Origin of the sequence: Phocaeicola dorei (genome assembly GCF_013009555.1) — a bacterium.
GTDB lineage: Bacteria > Bacteroidota > Bacteroidia > Bacteroidales > Bacteroidaceae > Phocaeicola > Phocaeicola dorei.
The window spans coordinates 240,101-257,419 of the sequence record NZ_CP046176.1; the positions used below are offsets into that span (position 1 = coordinate 240,101).

12 protein-coding genes are annotated in these 17,319 nt (G+C 43.8%); 5 read left to right on the forward strand and 7 right to left on the reverse strand.

Annotated elements, in window-relative coordinates; all coding sequences use genetic code 11:
* Positions 1-11: 11 nt before the first annotated feature.
* The 3 genes from fucP to GKD17_RS00950 form a co-directional block, all read right to left on the reverse strand.
* On the reverse strand, positions 12-1,325 hold the full coding sequence (fucP, locus tag GKD17_RS00940) for an L-fucose:H+ symporter permease (protein ID WP_007834659.1): 1,314 nt from the start codon (positions 1,323-1,325) through the stop codon (positions 12-14).
* Positions 1,326-1,436: 111 nt separating this feature from the next.
* The gene (gene fucI / locus GKD17_RS00945; protein WP_005849650.1) at positions 1,437-3,212 is read right to left on the reverse strand and encodes an L-fucose isomerase; all 1,776 of its coding nucleotides are present in this window, start codon (positions 3,210-3,212) and stop codon (positions 1,437-1,439) included.
* Positions 3,213-3,233: 21 nt separating this feature from the next.
* Positions 3,234-4,214, reverse strand: coding sequence for a GntR family transcriptional regulator (locus GKD17_RS00950; protein WP_007834660.1), 981 nt, complete (start codon positions 4,212-4,214; stop codon positions 3,234-3,236).
* Positions 4,215-4,662: 448 nt separating this feature from the next.
* Here GKD17_RS00950 and gpmI point away from each other — a divergent pair, with 448 nt between their 5' ends.
* The 5 genes from gpmI to GKD17_RS00975 all read left to right on the forward strand — a co-directional run bounded on the left by gpmI (position 4,663) and on the right by GKD17_RS00975 (position 11,243).
* Positions 4,663-6,177, forward strand: a complete 1,515-nt coding sequence (gpmI, locus tag GKD17_RS00955) for a 2,3-bisphosphoglycerate-independent phosphoglycerate mutase (protein ID WP_007841970.1) — start codon at positions 4,663-4,665, stop codon at positions 6,175-6,177.
* Between the two features lie 102 nt (positions 6,178-6,279).
* Positions 6,280-6,861, forward strand: coding sequence for a DUF3109 family protein (locus GKD17_RS00960; protein WP_007834663.1), 582 nt, complete (start codon positions 6,280-6,282; stop codon positions 6,859-6,861).
* Positions 6,862-6,928: 67 nt separating this feature from the next.
* Positions 6,929-8,116 (forward strand): porin, encoded by a 1,188-nt coding sequence (locus GKD17_RS00965; RefSeq protein ID WP_032936002.1) that lies wholly within the window; start codon positions 6,929-6,931, stop codon positions 8,114-8,116.
* Positions 8,117-8,383: 267 nt separating this feature from the next.
* Entirely contained in the window at positions 8,384-10,240 is a 1,857-nt protein-coding gene (locus GKD17_RS00970; protein WP_007834673.1) for a S8 family serine peptidase, read from the forward strand.
* Positions 10,241-10,262: 22 nt separating this feature from the next.
* Positions 10,263-11,243 (forward strand): PorV/PorQ family protein, encoded by a 981-nt coding sequence (locus tag GKD17_RS00975; RefSeq protein WP_007834675.1) that lies wholly within the window; start codon positions 10,263-10,265, stop codon positions 11,241-11,243.
* A gap of 86 nt (positions 11,244-11,329) precedes the next feature.
* Here the strand turns inward: GKD17_RS00975 and GKD17_RS00980 are convergent, their stop codons facing one another.
* From GKD17_RS00980 to GKD17_RS00995, 4 genes are all read right to left on the reverse strand, one after another.
* On the reverse strand, positions 11,330-12,472 hold the full coding sequence (locus GKD17_RS00980) for a glycosyl hydrolase 53 family protein (RefSeq protein WP_007834676.1): 1,143 nt from the start codon (positions 12,470-12,472) through the stop codon (positions 11,330-11,332).
* A 13-nt stretch (positions 12,473-12,485) separates the two neighbouring features.
* Complete coding sequence (locus GKD17_RS00985; protein WP_005838908.1) at positions 12,486-14,567, reverse strand: alpha-amylase family glycosyl hydrolase; 2,082 nt, start codon at positions 14,565-14,567, stop codon at positions 12,486-12,488.
* 131 nt (positions 14,568-14,698) lie between these two features.
* The gene (locus tag GKD17_RS00990; protein ID WP_005838910.1) at positions 14,699-16,114 is read right to left on the reverse strand and encodes an Outer membrane protein SusF domain-containing protein; all 1,416 of its coding nucleotides are present in this window, start codon (positions 16,112-16,114) and stop codon (positions 14,699-14,701) included.
* A gap of 22 nt (positions 16,115-16,136) precedes the next feature.
* Positions 16,137-17,294: a SusF/SusE family outer membrane protein gene (locus tag GKD17_RS00995; protein ID WP_007834681.1), complete on the reverse strand. Its 1,158-nt coding sequence runs from the start codon at positions 17,292-17,294 to the stop codon at positions 16,137-16,139.
* Between the last annotated feature and the right edge of the window lie 25 nt (positions 17,295-17,319).

A 17,319-nucleotide genomic window follows, 5' to 3' on the forward strand; every position in this document is an offset into this window, starting at 1 on the left:
CATGCAGCATATCAATATTTCCCTCGCTGGTAAGAGCGGTGTCCATAAATCGTAATAACCACAAAGCAGATAAATGGCAGGATAAATGAAACATTTACGGCTGGCATATTCCAAATGGTATTCATATCAATAATACTTGCTTGTAAAGGAGGAAGTACGGAACCTCCTAAAATAGCCATAATCAGGCCGGCTGCTCCAAACTTTGCATCATCTCCCAATCCGGTAAGCGCTATGCCATAGATCGTGGGGAACATTAATGACATACAGGCTGAAACAGCTACCAGGCAGTACATACCCCAGATATCCTGGAAGAAGATGACTCCGGCGGTGAAGCAACAACCCGCAATGGCAAGTATGGCCAATAATTTACCTGGGTTGAGGTAGCGTAAGATGAAGGTACAGACAAAGCGGCTGATACAGAAAATAACCATCGCAATGATGTTGTATTCTTGTGACAGCACTTCGGCGGCTTTTTCTTCCATACCTTGTGACATGAACAGATGTGTACCATATTGAATGATAAAGGTCCAACACATAATTTGCGCACCTACATAGAAGAACTGTGCCACGACTCCCTCACGGTAATGATGAATGGAGAAAATACGTTTCAAAGTCGGCCCGAAATTGATGCCGTGGGATTGGTCACCATTTTTAGGCATCTTAGTAAAACGGATAATGAGAAACATCACAAAGATGACAATACCGATTGTTAAATAAGGAGCGATGAGTACGGAAAGATCCGCATCTCTCACTATTGCAAACTCCATCGGATTCAGTTGAGCTCGTTCTGCCGTATCCATTGGATTCAGCTTTGCCTGGATAAAGTTCATGGCTACATACATTCCCAATAAAGACCCCATGGGATTGAATGATTGAGCCAAGTTGAGGCGTCGGGTAGCGGTAGCTTCCGTTCCCATGGACAAGATATAAGGATTAGAACTGGTTTCGAGGAAAGAAAGTCCACAAGTCAGGATAAAATAGGCTAGTAGAAACGGATAATAATTGCCGGTCATTTTGGCGGGGAAGAATAATAAGGCTCCTACGGCATAGAGGCCTAACCCTAACAGGATGCCAGCTTTATAAGAATATTTCCGGATGAACATTGCTGCCGGAAAAGCCATGGCGAAGTATCCGCCATAAAAAGCAACTTGTACCAATGCGCCATCGGTAACACTCATCCGAAAGATTTTCGAGAACGCTTTCACCATCGGATTGGTGATATCATTGGCGAATCCCCACAGGGCGAAGCAGCAGGTGACTAATATAAATGGTAGCACGTAGCTGACTCCATCTTTGTGCAGGATGGGTTGATCTGTATCTTTCATTTCTTAAATTAAAGATTGAGAATTAAAAATTAAGAAATGAGAATTGAAAACAAAAAAGGATAGGCATATAACCATTTCTCAATTTTTAATTTTCAATTCTCAATTTATTAACTATTTATAAATAGGTCCGTAAGTTGAGCAAGCCCTGTAGTCAGAACCTTCCTTATCCATACCGAAAGCATTCCATGATGCCGGGCGGAAAATCTTGTCGTCTTCTACATTATGCATACAAACAGGAATACGTAGCATAGATGCCAGAGTAATTAAATCCTGTCCGATGTGTCCATAACTGATAGCGCCGTGGTTGGCTCCCCAGTTGTTCATTACTGAATACACATCACGGAATGCAGGTTTATCGCATAGGCGGGGTACAAACCAAGTAGTAGGCCATGTGGGGTCTGTACGCATGTTCAGTACCTGATGGATTTCCGGATCAATATCTACTGTCCAGCCTTCTGCCAGTTGCAATACCGGGCCTAAGCCTTTTACCAGATTAAGACGCATCATGGTGACAGGCATACCGCCTTTAGACAAGAAATTGGAAGAGAAACCGCCTCCACGGAAATAGTCGCGATCTGCCGGATACCAGGTTGTAGCTTTCAGACAAGCTTCTACATCGGCTTCAGTCATTTCCCAGTTAGGTTTCATGCAGGGCTCTCCCGCTTCATTATGGCTCTCACCGGTAGCGTCCAGAGTGGTTGCACCAGAATTGATAAGATGGATGATACCGTTTTTAGCCATTCCGGTAAGTTCTTTGCCGGTAACACGTTTCACCGCTTCGGGGCTCCAGTAAGTACGGATGTCGGAGAACATCTGTCCACAACCACTCAGCAGGTGACCGAATAACATGGCAACACCATTGCAAGCATCATTTTCGGTAGCCAGAACGTATGCTTCGCGAATACCGTTCCAGTCGAAAGTGGTGTTAAGCAGTGCTTCACTGAAGTCACCGTTTGGTTTCCAGTCAGTCCATTGGCGTTGTCCCTGGAAGCCGGCTGCGATGGCATTATGGCCGATAGCTTCTTCTTTGAATCCCATTTCAAGCAATTTCGGGTTGCCCACCATCAAGTCACGCATGATGATAGTCATTTTTACAATAAATTCCCAGTCGGCATCCTTCTCTTCACGGGTTTTGCGCTTTTCGGGACGGTTCTTAAAGTCTTCCCCTTCGTTGGGCTTGCAATATTTTTCAGTCCAGGCCATTGCCTTGGCATATTCTTCATGGTCATAGATTCCTTCTTCCATACGGCGCAGGATCTCAGTTTCGTCCACGCTTTCATTACGTATTCCCAGATATTCCTGGAAAAAGTCAGGATCGACAATAGAGCCGGCGATACCCATGCAGACACTACCGAAAGAAAGATAGCTTTTTCCGCGCATATTGGCTACAGCCATGGCGGCACGGGCGAAACGCAATAGTTTCTCTGCCACATCAGCCGGAATCGTGTTGTCATCCAAATCTTGTACATCGTGTCCGTAAATACCGAATGCAGGCAGCCCTTTCTGTGCGTGCCCGGCTAATACGGCAGCCAGATAAACGGCTCCCGGACGCTCTGTACCGTTGAATCCCCAGACTGCTTTCGGCCAGTGCGGGTGCATATCCATTGTTTCGGAGCCATAGCACCAACAACTGGTTACGGTAATGGTGGCCCCTACTCCTTCGCGTTCGAATTTCTCGGCACAAGCAGCGCTTTCGGCTACACGACCGATGGTGCTGTCTGCTATTACACACTCTACGGGGCTTCCGTCACCGTTTTTCAAGTTAGATGAAATCAGTTCGGCAACAGCTTTTGCCAGGTTCATAGTCTTGTCTTCAAGGCTTTCGCGGACACCACCCTGGCGACCGTCGATAGTGGGACGAATCCCGATTTTAGGATACTTTTTCATGATATACATAGATTTTAGTTATTAAATTGAATTTCTTAAATGGACTTCGGTAGGAAGATAAGTTCTTATTTCCTGTCCGGTTAGCACAAATTCTGCGGCTTTCCTCCCCAGCTCTTCCCAGTTGATACTTAGTACGGTGATCCCTTGGTCTATTACCTCGTAGGCAGGAGTGTCATTGTAGGCTATCAGTCCGAAATCTTCTCCGCATTTCAGCCCGGTCGTCCGGCTTTGCTTGATTATATTGACTACCTCTATCTGACGGATTGCAATGTACACTTCTCCTTTGCGGACTTGTATCCGGTCTGTATTTTCCACAATGGCTGAATCAATGTGATAATCCTGACAGAAACAATTGAAATACTGACAACTGCTACGGGGGTGTTTGATGTCTTCGGGAAATAAAAGTACTAGTCTCTGATATTTTCTCAAATGTTCTTTTAATGCGGCCAATGCATGATAAAAGGAATCGTCAAAATCCTGACATACGTATGAATAATCCTTTTTATCGAACTTCCCGAAATCCAACAGCAGTAACTTAGACGAATCTATTTTGTAAAGATGGGGGGATAGTTTCTCATTGTCGAAGTTCATCACAATGTATTTGTTGTATCTGCCTATTGATTCACGTAAGATGGTATTGAAAAGTCGTTCATTATATTGATGAAACAATAAATCTACTTTGTAGTTGATGGATAGTTTTTTGATAAAACTATTATATAACGAGTATTTAAAGGGAGAATACTCGTCCAGCAGAAGCAGAATGTTTGTAAGCTTGTTGGTAACGTAGTAACCTTTTCCCGGAGTAGAGTCTATTATTCCCCGGTCTTTTAAATCAATGAATGCTTTGAATACTGTATCCCGCGATACTTGATAGTCACGGCTCAGTTTGTTGATGGACGGTAATGTGCAGTCCGATCTATATTTGCCCATGGAAATCTCCTGACTGAGTAAATCAGCCAGTTGTTTCACTTTAGTGGTCTGCTGTCCAAAGGTAACTTTCATGAACTGTTTAAGGTTTTACACGGACAATGCAAACTGTGCTGAACTGTCCCGATGCAAAGGAATGCAATTTATTCATAAACAGCAAGATAAAATGGTATGTTTTATAACACAAGAATCGATGCTTCTATATCGATTTCCGGAAGAATGTGTAGTACGTACTAATCAAATAATATAATTAGAGTATTTGCCGAAGTATATTAACCGCATTACAGAACAAAGGGGGATAGTCGTGTCTTGCCGGTGCGCCGGATATTGTTTTGCTGGTTTGTGAAATGATTGCCGGGCGTATGAATGCAAAATTGACTCGGGATATGGAATTTAAAGACGGACTGCATTTTATCATCAAACTTCCTTTATAAAAAATAGGTGAAACATTATTCATTGACAGGGCTTTTTTGTACCTTTGCACCCGGAAAAAGCAAGGATAAACTTTAAACAAAATAAGATTATGAGTAAAAAAGCCCTTTTAATGATTCTTGATGGTTGGGGTATCGGCGATCAAGGTAAAGACGATGTAATCTTTAACACTCCCACTCCTTACTGGGATTCTCTGTTGGCAAACTATCCGCACTCTGAATTGCAGGCTAGCGGTGAGAACGTTGGTTTGCCCGACGGACAGATGGGTAACTCCGAAGTAGGACACTTGAATATCGGTGCAGGACGTATCGTTTACCAAGACTTGGTAAAGATTAACCGTGCATGTGCCGACAACAGCATAATGAAGAATCCCGAGATTGTTTCCGCTTTCTCTTACGCAAAGGAAAATGGCAAGAATATTCACTTTATGGGATTGACTTCAAACGGTGGTGTACACAGTTCATTCGATCATTTGTTCAAACTTTGCGATATCTCTAAAGAATATGGCATTGAAAATACATTTATCCACTGCTTTATGGATGGTCGTGACACAGACCCGAAGAGTGGTAAAGGCTTTATCGAACAACTGACTGCGCACTGCGAAAAATCAGCCGGTAAAATCGCTTCTATCGTTGGTCGCTTCTATGCTATGGACCGTGACAAGCGTTGGGAACGTGTGAAAGAAGCATACGACCTGTTGGTTGAAGGTAAAGGAAAGCAAGCCGCCGATATGGTTCAGGCTATGCAGGAATCATACGATGAAGGTGTTACAGACGAATTCATCAAACCGATCAATAACTCTACCGTAGACGGTACCATCAAAGAAGGTGATGTGGTTATCTTCTTCAACTATCGTAACGACCGTGCCAAGGAATTGACTGTTGTGCTGACTCAACAGGATATGCCGGAACAAGGTATGCATACTATTCCGGGCTTGCAGTTTTATTGCATGACTCCGTATGATGCATCTTTCAAAGGTGTTCATATTCTGTTCGACAAGGAGAATGTTCAAAATACATTGGGTGAATACCTGGCTGCTAACGGTAAGACTCAACTGCACATCGCAGAAACAGAAAAGTATGCTCACGTAACTTTCTTCTTCAATGGTGGTCGTGAAACTCCGTATGATGCCGAAGAGCGTATCTTGGTTCCATCTCCGAAAGTAGCTACTTACGACTTGAAGCCTGAGATGAGTGCTTATGAAGTGAAGGATAAATTGGTAGAAGCTATCAAGACCCAGAAGTTCGATTTCATTGTTGTGAATTACGCTAATGGTGATATGGTAGGTCATACAGGTATCTATGAAGCTATTGAAAAAGCAGTGAAGGCTATTGACGAGTGTGTAAAAGATACAGTGGAAGCTGCCAAAGCTAATGATTATGAAGTGATTATTATTGCCGACCACGGTAATGCCGACCATGCACTGAACGAAGATGGTACACCTAATACGGCTCACTCTTTGAACCCTGTTCCATTTGTATATGTAACAGAGAACAAGAATGCCAAAGTAGAAAATGGGGTATTGGCAGATGTTGCTCCCTCTATCCTGCACATTCTGGGTATGCCTCAGCCTGCTGACATGACCGGACGGGATTTAATAAAATAATGTAGGAAGTATATTTATTTGTCATTCTGAACAAGGTGAGGAATCTGTAATGAAGCATGGATTCGCCACTTTGTTCGGAATGACATTTTAATTTAATAAGAGATGATACAGATAGATGATGTTGTAATCTCCTTTGATGTGTTTCGTGAGAAATTTCTTTGTAATCTCGATGCCTGTAAAGGTGAGTGCTGCATAGAAGGGGATGCCGGCGCACCGGTGGAACTAGAGGAAGTGGAAAAGCTAGAGGAGGTGCTTCCTGTTATTTGGGATGAACTTTCACCCGAGGCCCGGGCGGTAATTGATAAACAAGGAGTGGTTTATACAGATGAAGAAGGTGATTTGGTAACTTCTATTGTCAATCATAAAGATTGTGTATTTACCTGCTATGATGAGAAAGGGTACTGTTATTGTGCCATTGAGAAAGCCTTCCGGGCAGGTAAGACCGATTTCTATAAGCCAATCTCTTGTCATCTTTACCCCATCCGTATAGGTGATTATGGCCCTTACAAAGCGGTGAATTACCATCGTTGGGATGTATGTAAAGCCGCAGTGTTATTGGGAAAAAAAGAGAACCTTCCTGTATACAAGTTCTTAAAGGAACCGTTGGTGCGGAAATTTGGTGAAGAATGGTATAAAGAGCTGGAGGTTGCGGCAGAAGAATTGAAGAAAAGAGGAATGATTTAAGCATCTTCGATTTTTATCATTCCTGATTTATTACATTAACCGAAATTTAATACTACGAAAATACCCTATGAAAAGACTACTCTTGTCATGCTGTATTCTATTATGCGCCGTTTCGACCTTGAAGGCGCAAGAACAGCCATTAATCAGTCCGGACGATTCTATCCGTAGTTTGGTGGGACGTTTGTTTCCTAATAGCAATCCGAATCTTTCGGCACACATGAACCTGCAATTCTCCACTTCGGGAGTTGCCAACTTTATTGAAGGAGATTTAGAGGATGCCTCTTTTAAACTGAATCGTGTGAAACTGGAGATATTAGGTTCTTTCAGTAAACAATTCTCTTATCATTTCCGTCAGTCATTTAATAAATACAGCAATCCTCACTCGTTGGACAACTTATCCTCTTCCATTGAGTATGCTTTGGTGAATTGGAAAATGTCTGACCGGTTTACTTTGACCGTCGGGAAACAAGACATCGCTTTGGGTGGTTATGAATATTATGTTAATGCCATCAAAGTCCGCGAGTATAGTGAGTTTAATGATAACATCAGTTGCTATCAGGCAGGAGTAGCGGGAAGATTCAATCTGTCATCCACCAATGAGTTGGTGCTTCAGGTAGTAAATAACCGTAGTGGAGAAAATGATGAAACCTATCTTTACGGTTTGCCACAAGGAGTGGAAAAAGCTAAAGTTCCTGTTCTGTCAACAGTCAATTGGAACGGGTTCTTCTTTGATAACGCGGTACAATTACGATATGCGGCCTCATACGGGCAGCTGGCAGAAGGCAAGAATCTTTATTGTTTTACGGCGGGTAATATTTATGAGAAAGGCCCTGTTATTGCTTATATTGATTTAATGTATTCTCGTGAAGGACTGGATAGCAAAGGTATTATCAGTGATTTGCAAGGTCCTGTTTTAATGACTCCATCTACGGCGCAGAATGCAGAATACTTTACTACGGTGGTGAATTTTGACTATCGTATCCATCCTAATTGGAATCTTTACCTGAAAGGTGCTTATGAAACAGCGGGTATCTATAAAACAAACGGACCTTTTGAGAAAGGACTTTATCGTACTACATGGAATGCGCAGGCTTGTGTGGAATATTTCCCGATGCGTAATAGTGAACTGCTTATTTTTGCTCATCTTTTATATAAAGGGTATCATTTGACCCGGCGTGCGCAGGCTTTGGGAGGTATGAGTCCGGACACGCAACGTATTTCTATCGGGTTGGTTTACTCTATTCCCGTTTTTTGATGTTCCCTATCATATCTTCACTCCGTTCCGTTTGATATTTCACATGGGTGAAGCAACTGCTTCACCCATGTGACAACGGCTGTTTACCTAAGTGAAATCGCCTCTTCACCAAGGTGAAGCAATGAACGCAGCCGGACAAAAATACAAGAAAAAAGGCTTACCCTTTCATTTCAATGAGGTTGTTTCCTCTTTTTATTGCAAGACCGGGGAAATGCGCTATATTTGTGAAATAATTAACTACTTCAACTAACAACACAGAATATTATAATGAAAAAGACTGTCCTTTTTTTTCTGATGACTATATTGATAGCCTCGTGCCATCAAGAAGAAATCCCTTCTGTTCCCGATAAACCGGAAGGGAACCAGCCGATTTTTGATTTATCAGATGAAGATGTACTTCAGGGTTGTATTTATGTGAAACTGAAAGAAGAACCTACAGAAGAGGTGCAGGTAAGGAGTATTGGCAACACGGTAAGGACAGGAATTAAGGTGTTGGACCGGGCTGCCTCTTCTTTGAAAATAGAGAGAATGGAACGTACGTTTCCCTACGCCGGCAAATTTGAAGAACGTACTCGTAAGGAGGGGCTTCATTTATGGTACAATGTTTGGTTCTCCAAAGAAACATCAGCGACTCGTGCAGCTGCTGAAGTGGCTTTTCTAGATGGTATTGAAATAGCTGTTCCTGTTCCTAAAATAGTTTCCAGGGCAAGGCCGGAAACAGTATGGGATATGTATGGTGCCAGAGTGGGAGAGTGGTTGTTCGATGATCCGGGTTTATCCAAACAATGGTATTTTGATAATCCCGGTACAGAATCCTGGCAGAGGGAAGGTGCGGATATCCGTTTGATTGATGTGTGGAAACAATACAATGGGAATCCGACTATTATTGTAGCGGTCGTAGATGGCGGCATTAATCAGGATCATCCTGATTTGCAGGATAATTTATGGACGAATCCGGGTGAGATACCAGAGAATGGTATAGATGATGATGGCAATGGGTATATAGATGATGTACATGGTTATAATTTTGTAGATGATAATGCAATTTTGGTCCCTCATCGTCACGGAACTCATGTGGCGGGTACCATTGGTGCGACAAATAATAATGGAACAGGTATCAGCAGCATTGCAGGAGGGAACGGAACTCCCGGCAGTGGGGTGAAACTTATGAGTTGCCAGATTTTAAAAAGTCTGACTTCCACTGGAGGAGAAGTCGCTTCTGATCCGTTTATTGCTGCTGCTATTAAATATGGTGCTGATAATGGAGCTGTTATCAGTCAGAATAGTTGGGGATACGCTGTCGGAACGGGGAGGAATACCTCTTCATATATTAATCCTGTACATAAGGAAGCTATTGATTACTTTATAAAATATGCCGGATGTGATAACAACGGAGAGCAACTTGACGGAAGTCCAATGAAAGGAGGGATTGTATTGTTTGCATCAGGCAATGCGAATACTTCTGACCCCAGGATAGCGGCGCCGGCTGATTATGACAAGGTAGTTGCGGTTGCAGCCATTGAGGCCGATTATAGAAAGGCTTCTTATTCCAATTATGGTACATATATGGATATTTCTGCTCCCGGAGGAGCATTGAACGGAGATGGGCGGATATGGAGTACGACCACAAAACTGGCCGGTAATTATGAATATCTGGCCGGTACATCTATGGCGTGTCCGCTGGTCAGCGGTGTGGCGGCACTGGTGATAGAGAAGTATGGGGTAGGCAAGAAAGGGTTTACACCGGAAACTCTGAAGGAAATCCTCTATCAAAGCGCATACGATTTGGATGAATATAATCCGAGGTATACCGGCCAGTTGGGGCACGGATGCGTGGATGCCACAGCTGCTTTAAAGATAGATGTTTCTAATCTTCATCCTTTTACATTGAAGTCCAATCAGGTAACTGATAATACTCTGATATTTAGTGTAAGCAGCAGTATGGCTGGTAATGGAGAACTGACTTTGTATAATGGCATTGGCAATAAGGTGCTGAGTCTTCATTTGGAACTTGAAGCCGCCTCCTTGCATTCTGTGGACATAACCAAGCTTTCTGCCGGATATTATACATTGGTGTACCGAGCGAACGGGATGGAGATCAGAGAGAAATTTATCAAGTACTAATCCTGATAAAATGAAATAGGACATGAAACGAATAGGACTATATCTGTTTATAATAGGCATAACTTTTATTAAAGCTTATGGACAAGAGGATTCCGGACCTGTCAATACCGGAGCGGCAAACTATCTGACTATACCGGTTGATGCACGCAGCGCAGCCATGGGAGGTGCCGGTGTGGCGATTTCGAGGGGAAATAATGCCGTTTTCCATAATGGTGCGGCAACTTTATCGGAGGCCATGCACAAAGGTGGGGTTACGTATACTTATTCCCCGTGGATGCGTGACTATGAGTCTGGATACTCTCTTCATAGTTTAGGCGGTTTTTATAAAATTAATAAGCGCAATGCCATTCTGTTAGGTTTCCGTTATTTCGGCTATCCGGAGATGGATGGAATAGGGGAGGATGCTTCGGGAATACATCCCAAAGAAATAGCTGTGGAGGCAGGTTATGCATACGAGCTCATAAAGAATCTTTCGGTTTCCGCTACTTTTAAATATCTGTTTTCGGATATGGGTAAGATAGGAAATAGCAACGGTGCGAGTTCTGTGGCTTTTGATTTGAGGATATTATATAAGCGTGAGATAAAGGATTGGGAAGGTGCCGGTTGGTCGGTCGGGATTCATGCGAGTAATCTTGGACCGAAAATAAAATACCTAACCTCTAAAGAGGCTCTTCCTGCAATGGTCAAAGTAGGAGGTGCTGCTGACTTGCCTTTTGCATCAATGCATAGGTTGACTTTGACCGCTGATCTGGGTTACAGGCTTTCCCCCGATGATGTACAGGCGTTAAATGTAAGTGCCGGGGCGGAATATGCATGGATGGAGCATCTCATGTTGCGTGGCGGTTATCATTATGGTGATAAGAATAAAGGAGATGCCAGTTATGCTACGGCCGGGGCAGGAGTGGAATATGCAGGTGTGCATTTGGATTTTGCGTGGATGTTTGCGGGACATGAATGTCTTGCCAGAAATACGTTTTGGATTTCTTTAGGATACTCTTTTTAACTCTTGCACGGTTAGTCCTAGAGGCCTATATACATATATTAGGCTTCTAGGTTATCGGTTATTAACAGGAAGATTATGAGTTATCTTTACTTTCTTTTTGTAGATGATTGGAATGCATTCATAATGGCTGTGGGTTTTCCGTTTTTGTCAAAGGCTCCCATATCATATCCGTTCCATTCGTAACATTCCGGTTCCCAGTACCATACACCAGCGCAAGATTCCATGTCTCGGGCTTTGTTTATAAAATCGGCAAGGACTTGGGCGGAAGCGGAATCATTTTGTTTTACCCCTATTTCGGTTATCATGACTTTTACTTGGAAAGTCTTTGCTAGTTGGCTGATGTGTTTTAATGCTAACAAGTTCATTTCTTGCCATAATTTTGTGGAATGAGTTTGTGGATAGTGTGACAGGCCAATCATATCCAATTTTCCTCCAGCTTCTTTGAACTGCTTGAACCACCAAGTTAAGTCGTCCCAGGCATTGTCTATGTGAACAATAACGATACTTTGGGGGAAGATTTTTTTTACGGCATCGTAGCCGGTATTGACAAACTCGGCCAGATTTTGTGTGTTTTGTGGATATTTCACTCGCTCATTGGTACTGTTTAAGCCTTTGACATCACATTCTCGGATATCATAGAATGCACCGCTGAGTGCGACATTCTCATCCCACAACATTCCTGGACGGATTTCGTTACCCACTTGTACCCATCGTGGGGATATGTCTTCCGCTTTTAATGCTTGCAAGATGTCGATGGTATGGGCGGCAATGGCCGTCTTTAGTTCCGCTACTGATTTGCCGATCCATGCCTTGGGCTTGAACTGTTGTCCGGGATCAGCCCATGAGTCGCTGTAATGGAAGTCTACCATGACATCCAGACCTTGTTCTTTGGCTCGTCGGGCTTTGTTCACAACGTCTTGTTTACCGTTCCATCTGTCTTTGGGATTTACCCATACGCGCAGGCGGATGGCATTTATGCCCAGCTCTTTCATCAGTTGGAAGCAGTCGGTTTCTATGCCTTCATGATTGTAAAACTTCAACCCTTTTTTTTCCATTTCACTCACCCAACTGATGTCGGCTCCTTGAGTAAAACTGGTTTTGGAAGGTGCTGGTGTATCGGAATTATCTGTTCCGGACTGTTCGTTGCCGTGGCTTCCGCAAGCTGACGAGGATAATACCAGCAAAGCGGTTAGCATATAATTCTTGAGGTTATGATATATTTCTTTCATGTGTTTTCGTATATTAGTTTTTTAGAAGATAGACAACGGAGGCATATCCGTCTAGTTTTAAATAAAAGTTTCCATGGTCTTCCTTCTCCTGTACATTTCCGGATACGGCGATAGCTTTCTCCGTCCTGTCCGTCAAGGGAATCTCTATTTCAGAATTGCCAAAATTATGAATAACCAATAGTTTCTCGCTATCTTTAGTCATGTACCAGGCGGCAATACTTTTGTATTTTTTTTCTCCCTCTCCCGATTCGTTGAACAGAGCATGACGGGTCATGGTTCCTTGGGCCAGCGCTGGATAGGTGTTACGCAATGCGGTAAAGATCAAGTAGGTATTCAATACTGACTGATGGTCTGCCGTCTGTTTGGTTACATCGGGGATGTTTGTGCTTACTGTGGCATCTATTTTGTCGGTATAGTGGGTGGTATAACTGTCTCCCCACAACATAGGTCCGCGTACATATTCATCTCCTTTGTCTTTGGTGCCGTATAATCCTAGTTCTTCACCATAATAAATATAAGGTGAGCCGGGAGTAGTGAGCAAGACAGCGGCTGCTAATTTCTCCTTGGCGGTAGATTTACCTAGCTTGGAGGCTGCACGATCTTCATCATGGTTGCTTAGTTTGGTTGCTGCGATGTACCCGGGACGATAGGCGGCATATTCTTGCCTATAGTTCAGGATGTCTTTGGTGAAATAACATCCGGTGGCATTATTGAGAGCCCATTCCAGACGATACCAGAAAGAGAACTCGAACAAAGCGGGCAGACCGGCATAATAGGGGGCTACTTCGTTGTATTCGGACAGAACTTCACCCACCATGTAGAAATTGTCCGTGTGTCCTTTTTGCTTGTAATAAGTGTTCATGTCTTCGTAGAACATATTCAGAAAACGGGGATTTTCGTTGCTGGTAGCACTGTGGTAGATGTGCTTGACAGCATCCAGCCGCAGTCCGTCCACACCTCGGTCTATCCATCCTTTGGCACTGTTTGCCATGGCTATGTACGCAGGGGAAGAAGTGGCTTGTTCCACCGCACCATAGTTGAGGTCGGCAAAGTAGTCGGTGGCAAACTGGGAATGATAATACCATAAGTTCATGGAATCGAACAGAATATCGGCCGCTGTTTTGTTATCAAGAGTGAATGCAGTTCCCAAAGTGACTTTGTGGGAAGCAGAAGTAGCACCGTATTTAGTTCCTGCAGGCCAAGAAGGATCGTTACTAGTGCGGATTAGAAATCCCCAAGAGGAAACGAAGTCTGTGGTCAGTTCATAATGGTTGTTCCCTTTGTCATAGAATTTTTTACATATGCCTTCTCCGAAATAAAGGTATTTGGCTCCGTTTGTGCCGGGGTCAGGGTTGTCCGCATCGGCTTTTTCGGCCCGGGTTACTGTGACGGTGGGTTGCGAGGCTTTGCTCCAGTCGAGGCTGAATGTATAGATGCCTTTTACTTCTGTATCTTCGGAGGAGGTTGCGAACCATTCATTGGCGGCATATTCTTCTTTGGGTATCATGGCTATTTTTCCTTCTGCTATCTCTGTTTGAGGAGATTGGGAGAAGAGATAGTAGCTACGATAAAGATTATCAGTAGATGAGGTGGCTTCCTTGAACCAAGGGTGGGCTTTGCCCGTATGGTTCATTACATAATCCAGGTATATTTTTATGTTGCGCTTGTGGGCTTCGGTGATGAGGCGGTCGAAGTCGGCCTCTGTACCTAGTTTGGGATTGACTTTGGTATGGTCTGTCACATCATAGCCGTGATAGGACATGGCAGGATGGATGGGGGAGAGCCAGAGGGCTGTCACTCCGAGGCTGTTGATGTAATCCAGCTTGTCAATGAGTCCGTTGAGGTCGCCGTATTTGTCACCGTCTTTGTCTGCAAAGGAGTAAACTAATAATTGATAGGAGATGTCGGCACGCTTGGTACCATCCCAATTGTCGGGGGCGGCAGTGATATTTTTCCAAGTGGCGGTAGGAGGATCAGGGTTTTCGGGAGTCGGAGGAACCGGTATTTCCGGCGAATCGTCAGAACAGGCTTGTGACAGAGGTACCAAGCAAAGCAGGAATAGTATACCTACTAGAAAGAGATGGATTCGTTTCATGGTTTCTTTGTTTATAAGGGGTAAAAGAATAAGGCGGAGTACAGTATTACGGAAATTCCGCAAGCCGTAAACCGCCTTTTGTCGGTATAGGTACGGGGAGGATACAAGAAGCGTACCTATACTTGTATTGATTAGTTCTTAGTTAGGGTCAACAGGTTCATGCCGTCGCATTGAGGGATGAACCTGATGGTATAGTTTCCGGCCGTAACAGCGATGTTGCCGGCATTGAAAGTCGGTTCGGCTATCGAACCACCCCAGTTGATGTCCCAGTCATTATTGGCGCGGATTTTGATTTCACCATCCGTTAGGTTGGTGGTCAGATTCCAACTTCCATCTTCTTCGTTGTAAGTCATGTCGGTATCGGCATCCCATCCGGATGGGGTGGCGCTACCTATCACTCCGAGAGTTGAGATGAGGGTATGCTTGTAAGTCATGGCAGTCAAATCCACTTCCATCATGTAGAACCCTGCTTCCGGAGCGTCGATATTTCCTGCACCGTTTTCATCAAGTGTACCTGCCAGAGCATCACCACTTACTTTTTCCCAATCGCCTGTCCAGTTATCTTTTTCTGGGTTCGGCTTGTATTTGAATTCTCCGTTCAAATAGGCGAAACCTCTGTATTTGCCATCAAAGTTTATTCCGGCTAGCGGGCAAGTACCTGACCATGAGGTGTTATTGCCTATTTCATAGATGTAAGGAGCGAAACCCAGCTCTTCCAGTGTGTAGGTGTATTCCATCATATCCAATGTCATTCTATACATGCCGGCTTGGGTTATCATGCCGGCTTGTGGATTGTTTGTTGTAAGTGTTCCTTCGGTAGCGGTATCTCCATCGGTTACGGTTCCCAATACACCAGCTCCCCAGAATTCTCCCTCGGTATTGGTCTTCGGAATAATTTTCCAGCATTGATTATCAGCGGTTGTGGTGAATACGATGGAAAATTTGGAATCTTCATAAACGTCTGTTCCCGAATGGCTGAATCCCACCATGCCGTCAGCGCTCCAACCATTTACCGAGGTTTCATCCTTGTCGTTCTTTATTGTGAACATGTCGCCTACAAGATAGTAACCGGTGTCAATAAATGGTGCGGCCGGAGTGAAATTTACGTCAAACGAACCGGCATTTACCAATAAGGCTTGTCCGTCTTTTATGGCATTGGCATATACTTGGGCAATGAAGGGACGCGCTATAGGACGTTTCCCGTAAGTTTCCACTACCAGCTTCTGAATGGTCAGGCTGTCAATCATTCCGTCTGTATTGGATTCCAGTTCTCCTGCCTTACCTTTCTCGGTAGAGAGCTCTACCCGTACATTGCCCAAGGTATATCCTTCGGGAAGTGTGGCATTAGATAGAGTGAACAATTTGATGCTGCTCCCCGGATTGGATAAATTGATGTCATCGACCTTGGATGCCGAGAAATCGGGAAGGGTTATTGCAGCTTCTTGTTCGTTGGCTTGAGGAGTTGCCCAATCAGTGTAATCATCTGTGCATGAAGACATGCACAGAACAGTCAGACCGATTAATGAATGGATTGATATATTTTTCATCTTGATTCAATTAAAAAGATTATTATTTGATTTCGCCTTCGCCGGTAGCGAAGTTCAGGTAGAGCTGCTGTCCCGCTTTGCCTGCTACTCGTGCTTGGTCTCCATTGTTGGCACGATATTCAATTTTGCCGTCGAAGACCATGAACTCGCTCTTCCACCACTCAAAGGTAGGAATTTTTACGTATGCACGCACACCGTCACCATCGCCACCCGGAACACTGGCAGCAAAAGCAGGTGAGACAAAAGAAGCGTTAAAAGTATCGGGAATGGTACATAACCAGCCTTCAGCCTGCTCTTTCCAGTCGCTGTTGCCTACAACAGGTCCCATCAACCATATTTCAGGTTTGTTAAACTGTATATCATAGACGAGGTTGCGTCCCGAAACGGAAGAGGTGATTACCATTAAGTACCATCCCGGAGTATCAGTAGCGATATTGTCTCCGTTGTCTTTGATATTGCCTGCCAAATCGCCGTTTATACTGTTTATACCAGAAAATCCTGTTTCATTTCCATCCCAAGCTTTGCTCTGATTGAATTTGATGCCGGCATCGTCTATCCATACCATAGACCAGAATACATGAGTTGCACCGTTTACGGGAATCATCTTGGTTGCCGAATCCCAGTTCCATTCGTTAAATCCGCCTACGATATATAAGTTTTCGGGGGTATTGACCGGAGGAAGCGAGAAAAGTAAATGTACTTTATTCAATGACACTACATTGGAAAGTATTTCGGTTCCTTCTATTGCTTTGTTATCACTGGTCATCATAACTGCTCTCAAGCGGATATAGACCGCTATATCCATCGGAAAATCAACATCGGTTGCACCTTTGTTTACTTTCATATCTGTAAGTGTACTAGCTAAAAGAGGTGCGTCTATACTGATTTTTGTTCCTGCATTGACATTACCTATTTCTGTAAAATCGGTCATGGATTCATCGAATGCCACTTGCACATAGTATCCAACGTTGGCGGGGAAGCCGTAGTCGGGTTGTGAACAGGATATTTCGATAGAGGAAGAATTGGCCAAATCGATTACTGTACCGCTGATAGCTGGAGTGTTTAGGACAAATTCGGTGGGTGAGATTAGCGTTGGGTTGGAGTCGCGATCATCATCACATGCGGTGAATATACCCAGTCCCAATCCGATAATCAAAAATGATTTAAGTATTTTATTCATTGTATTTTCATTTAATATTTATAAA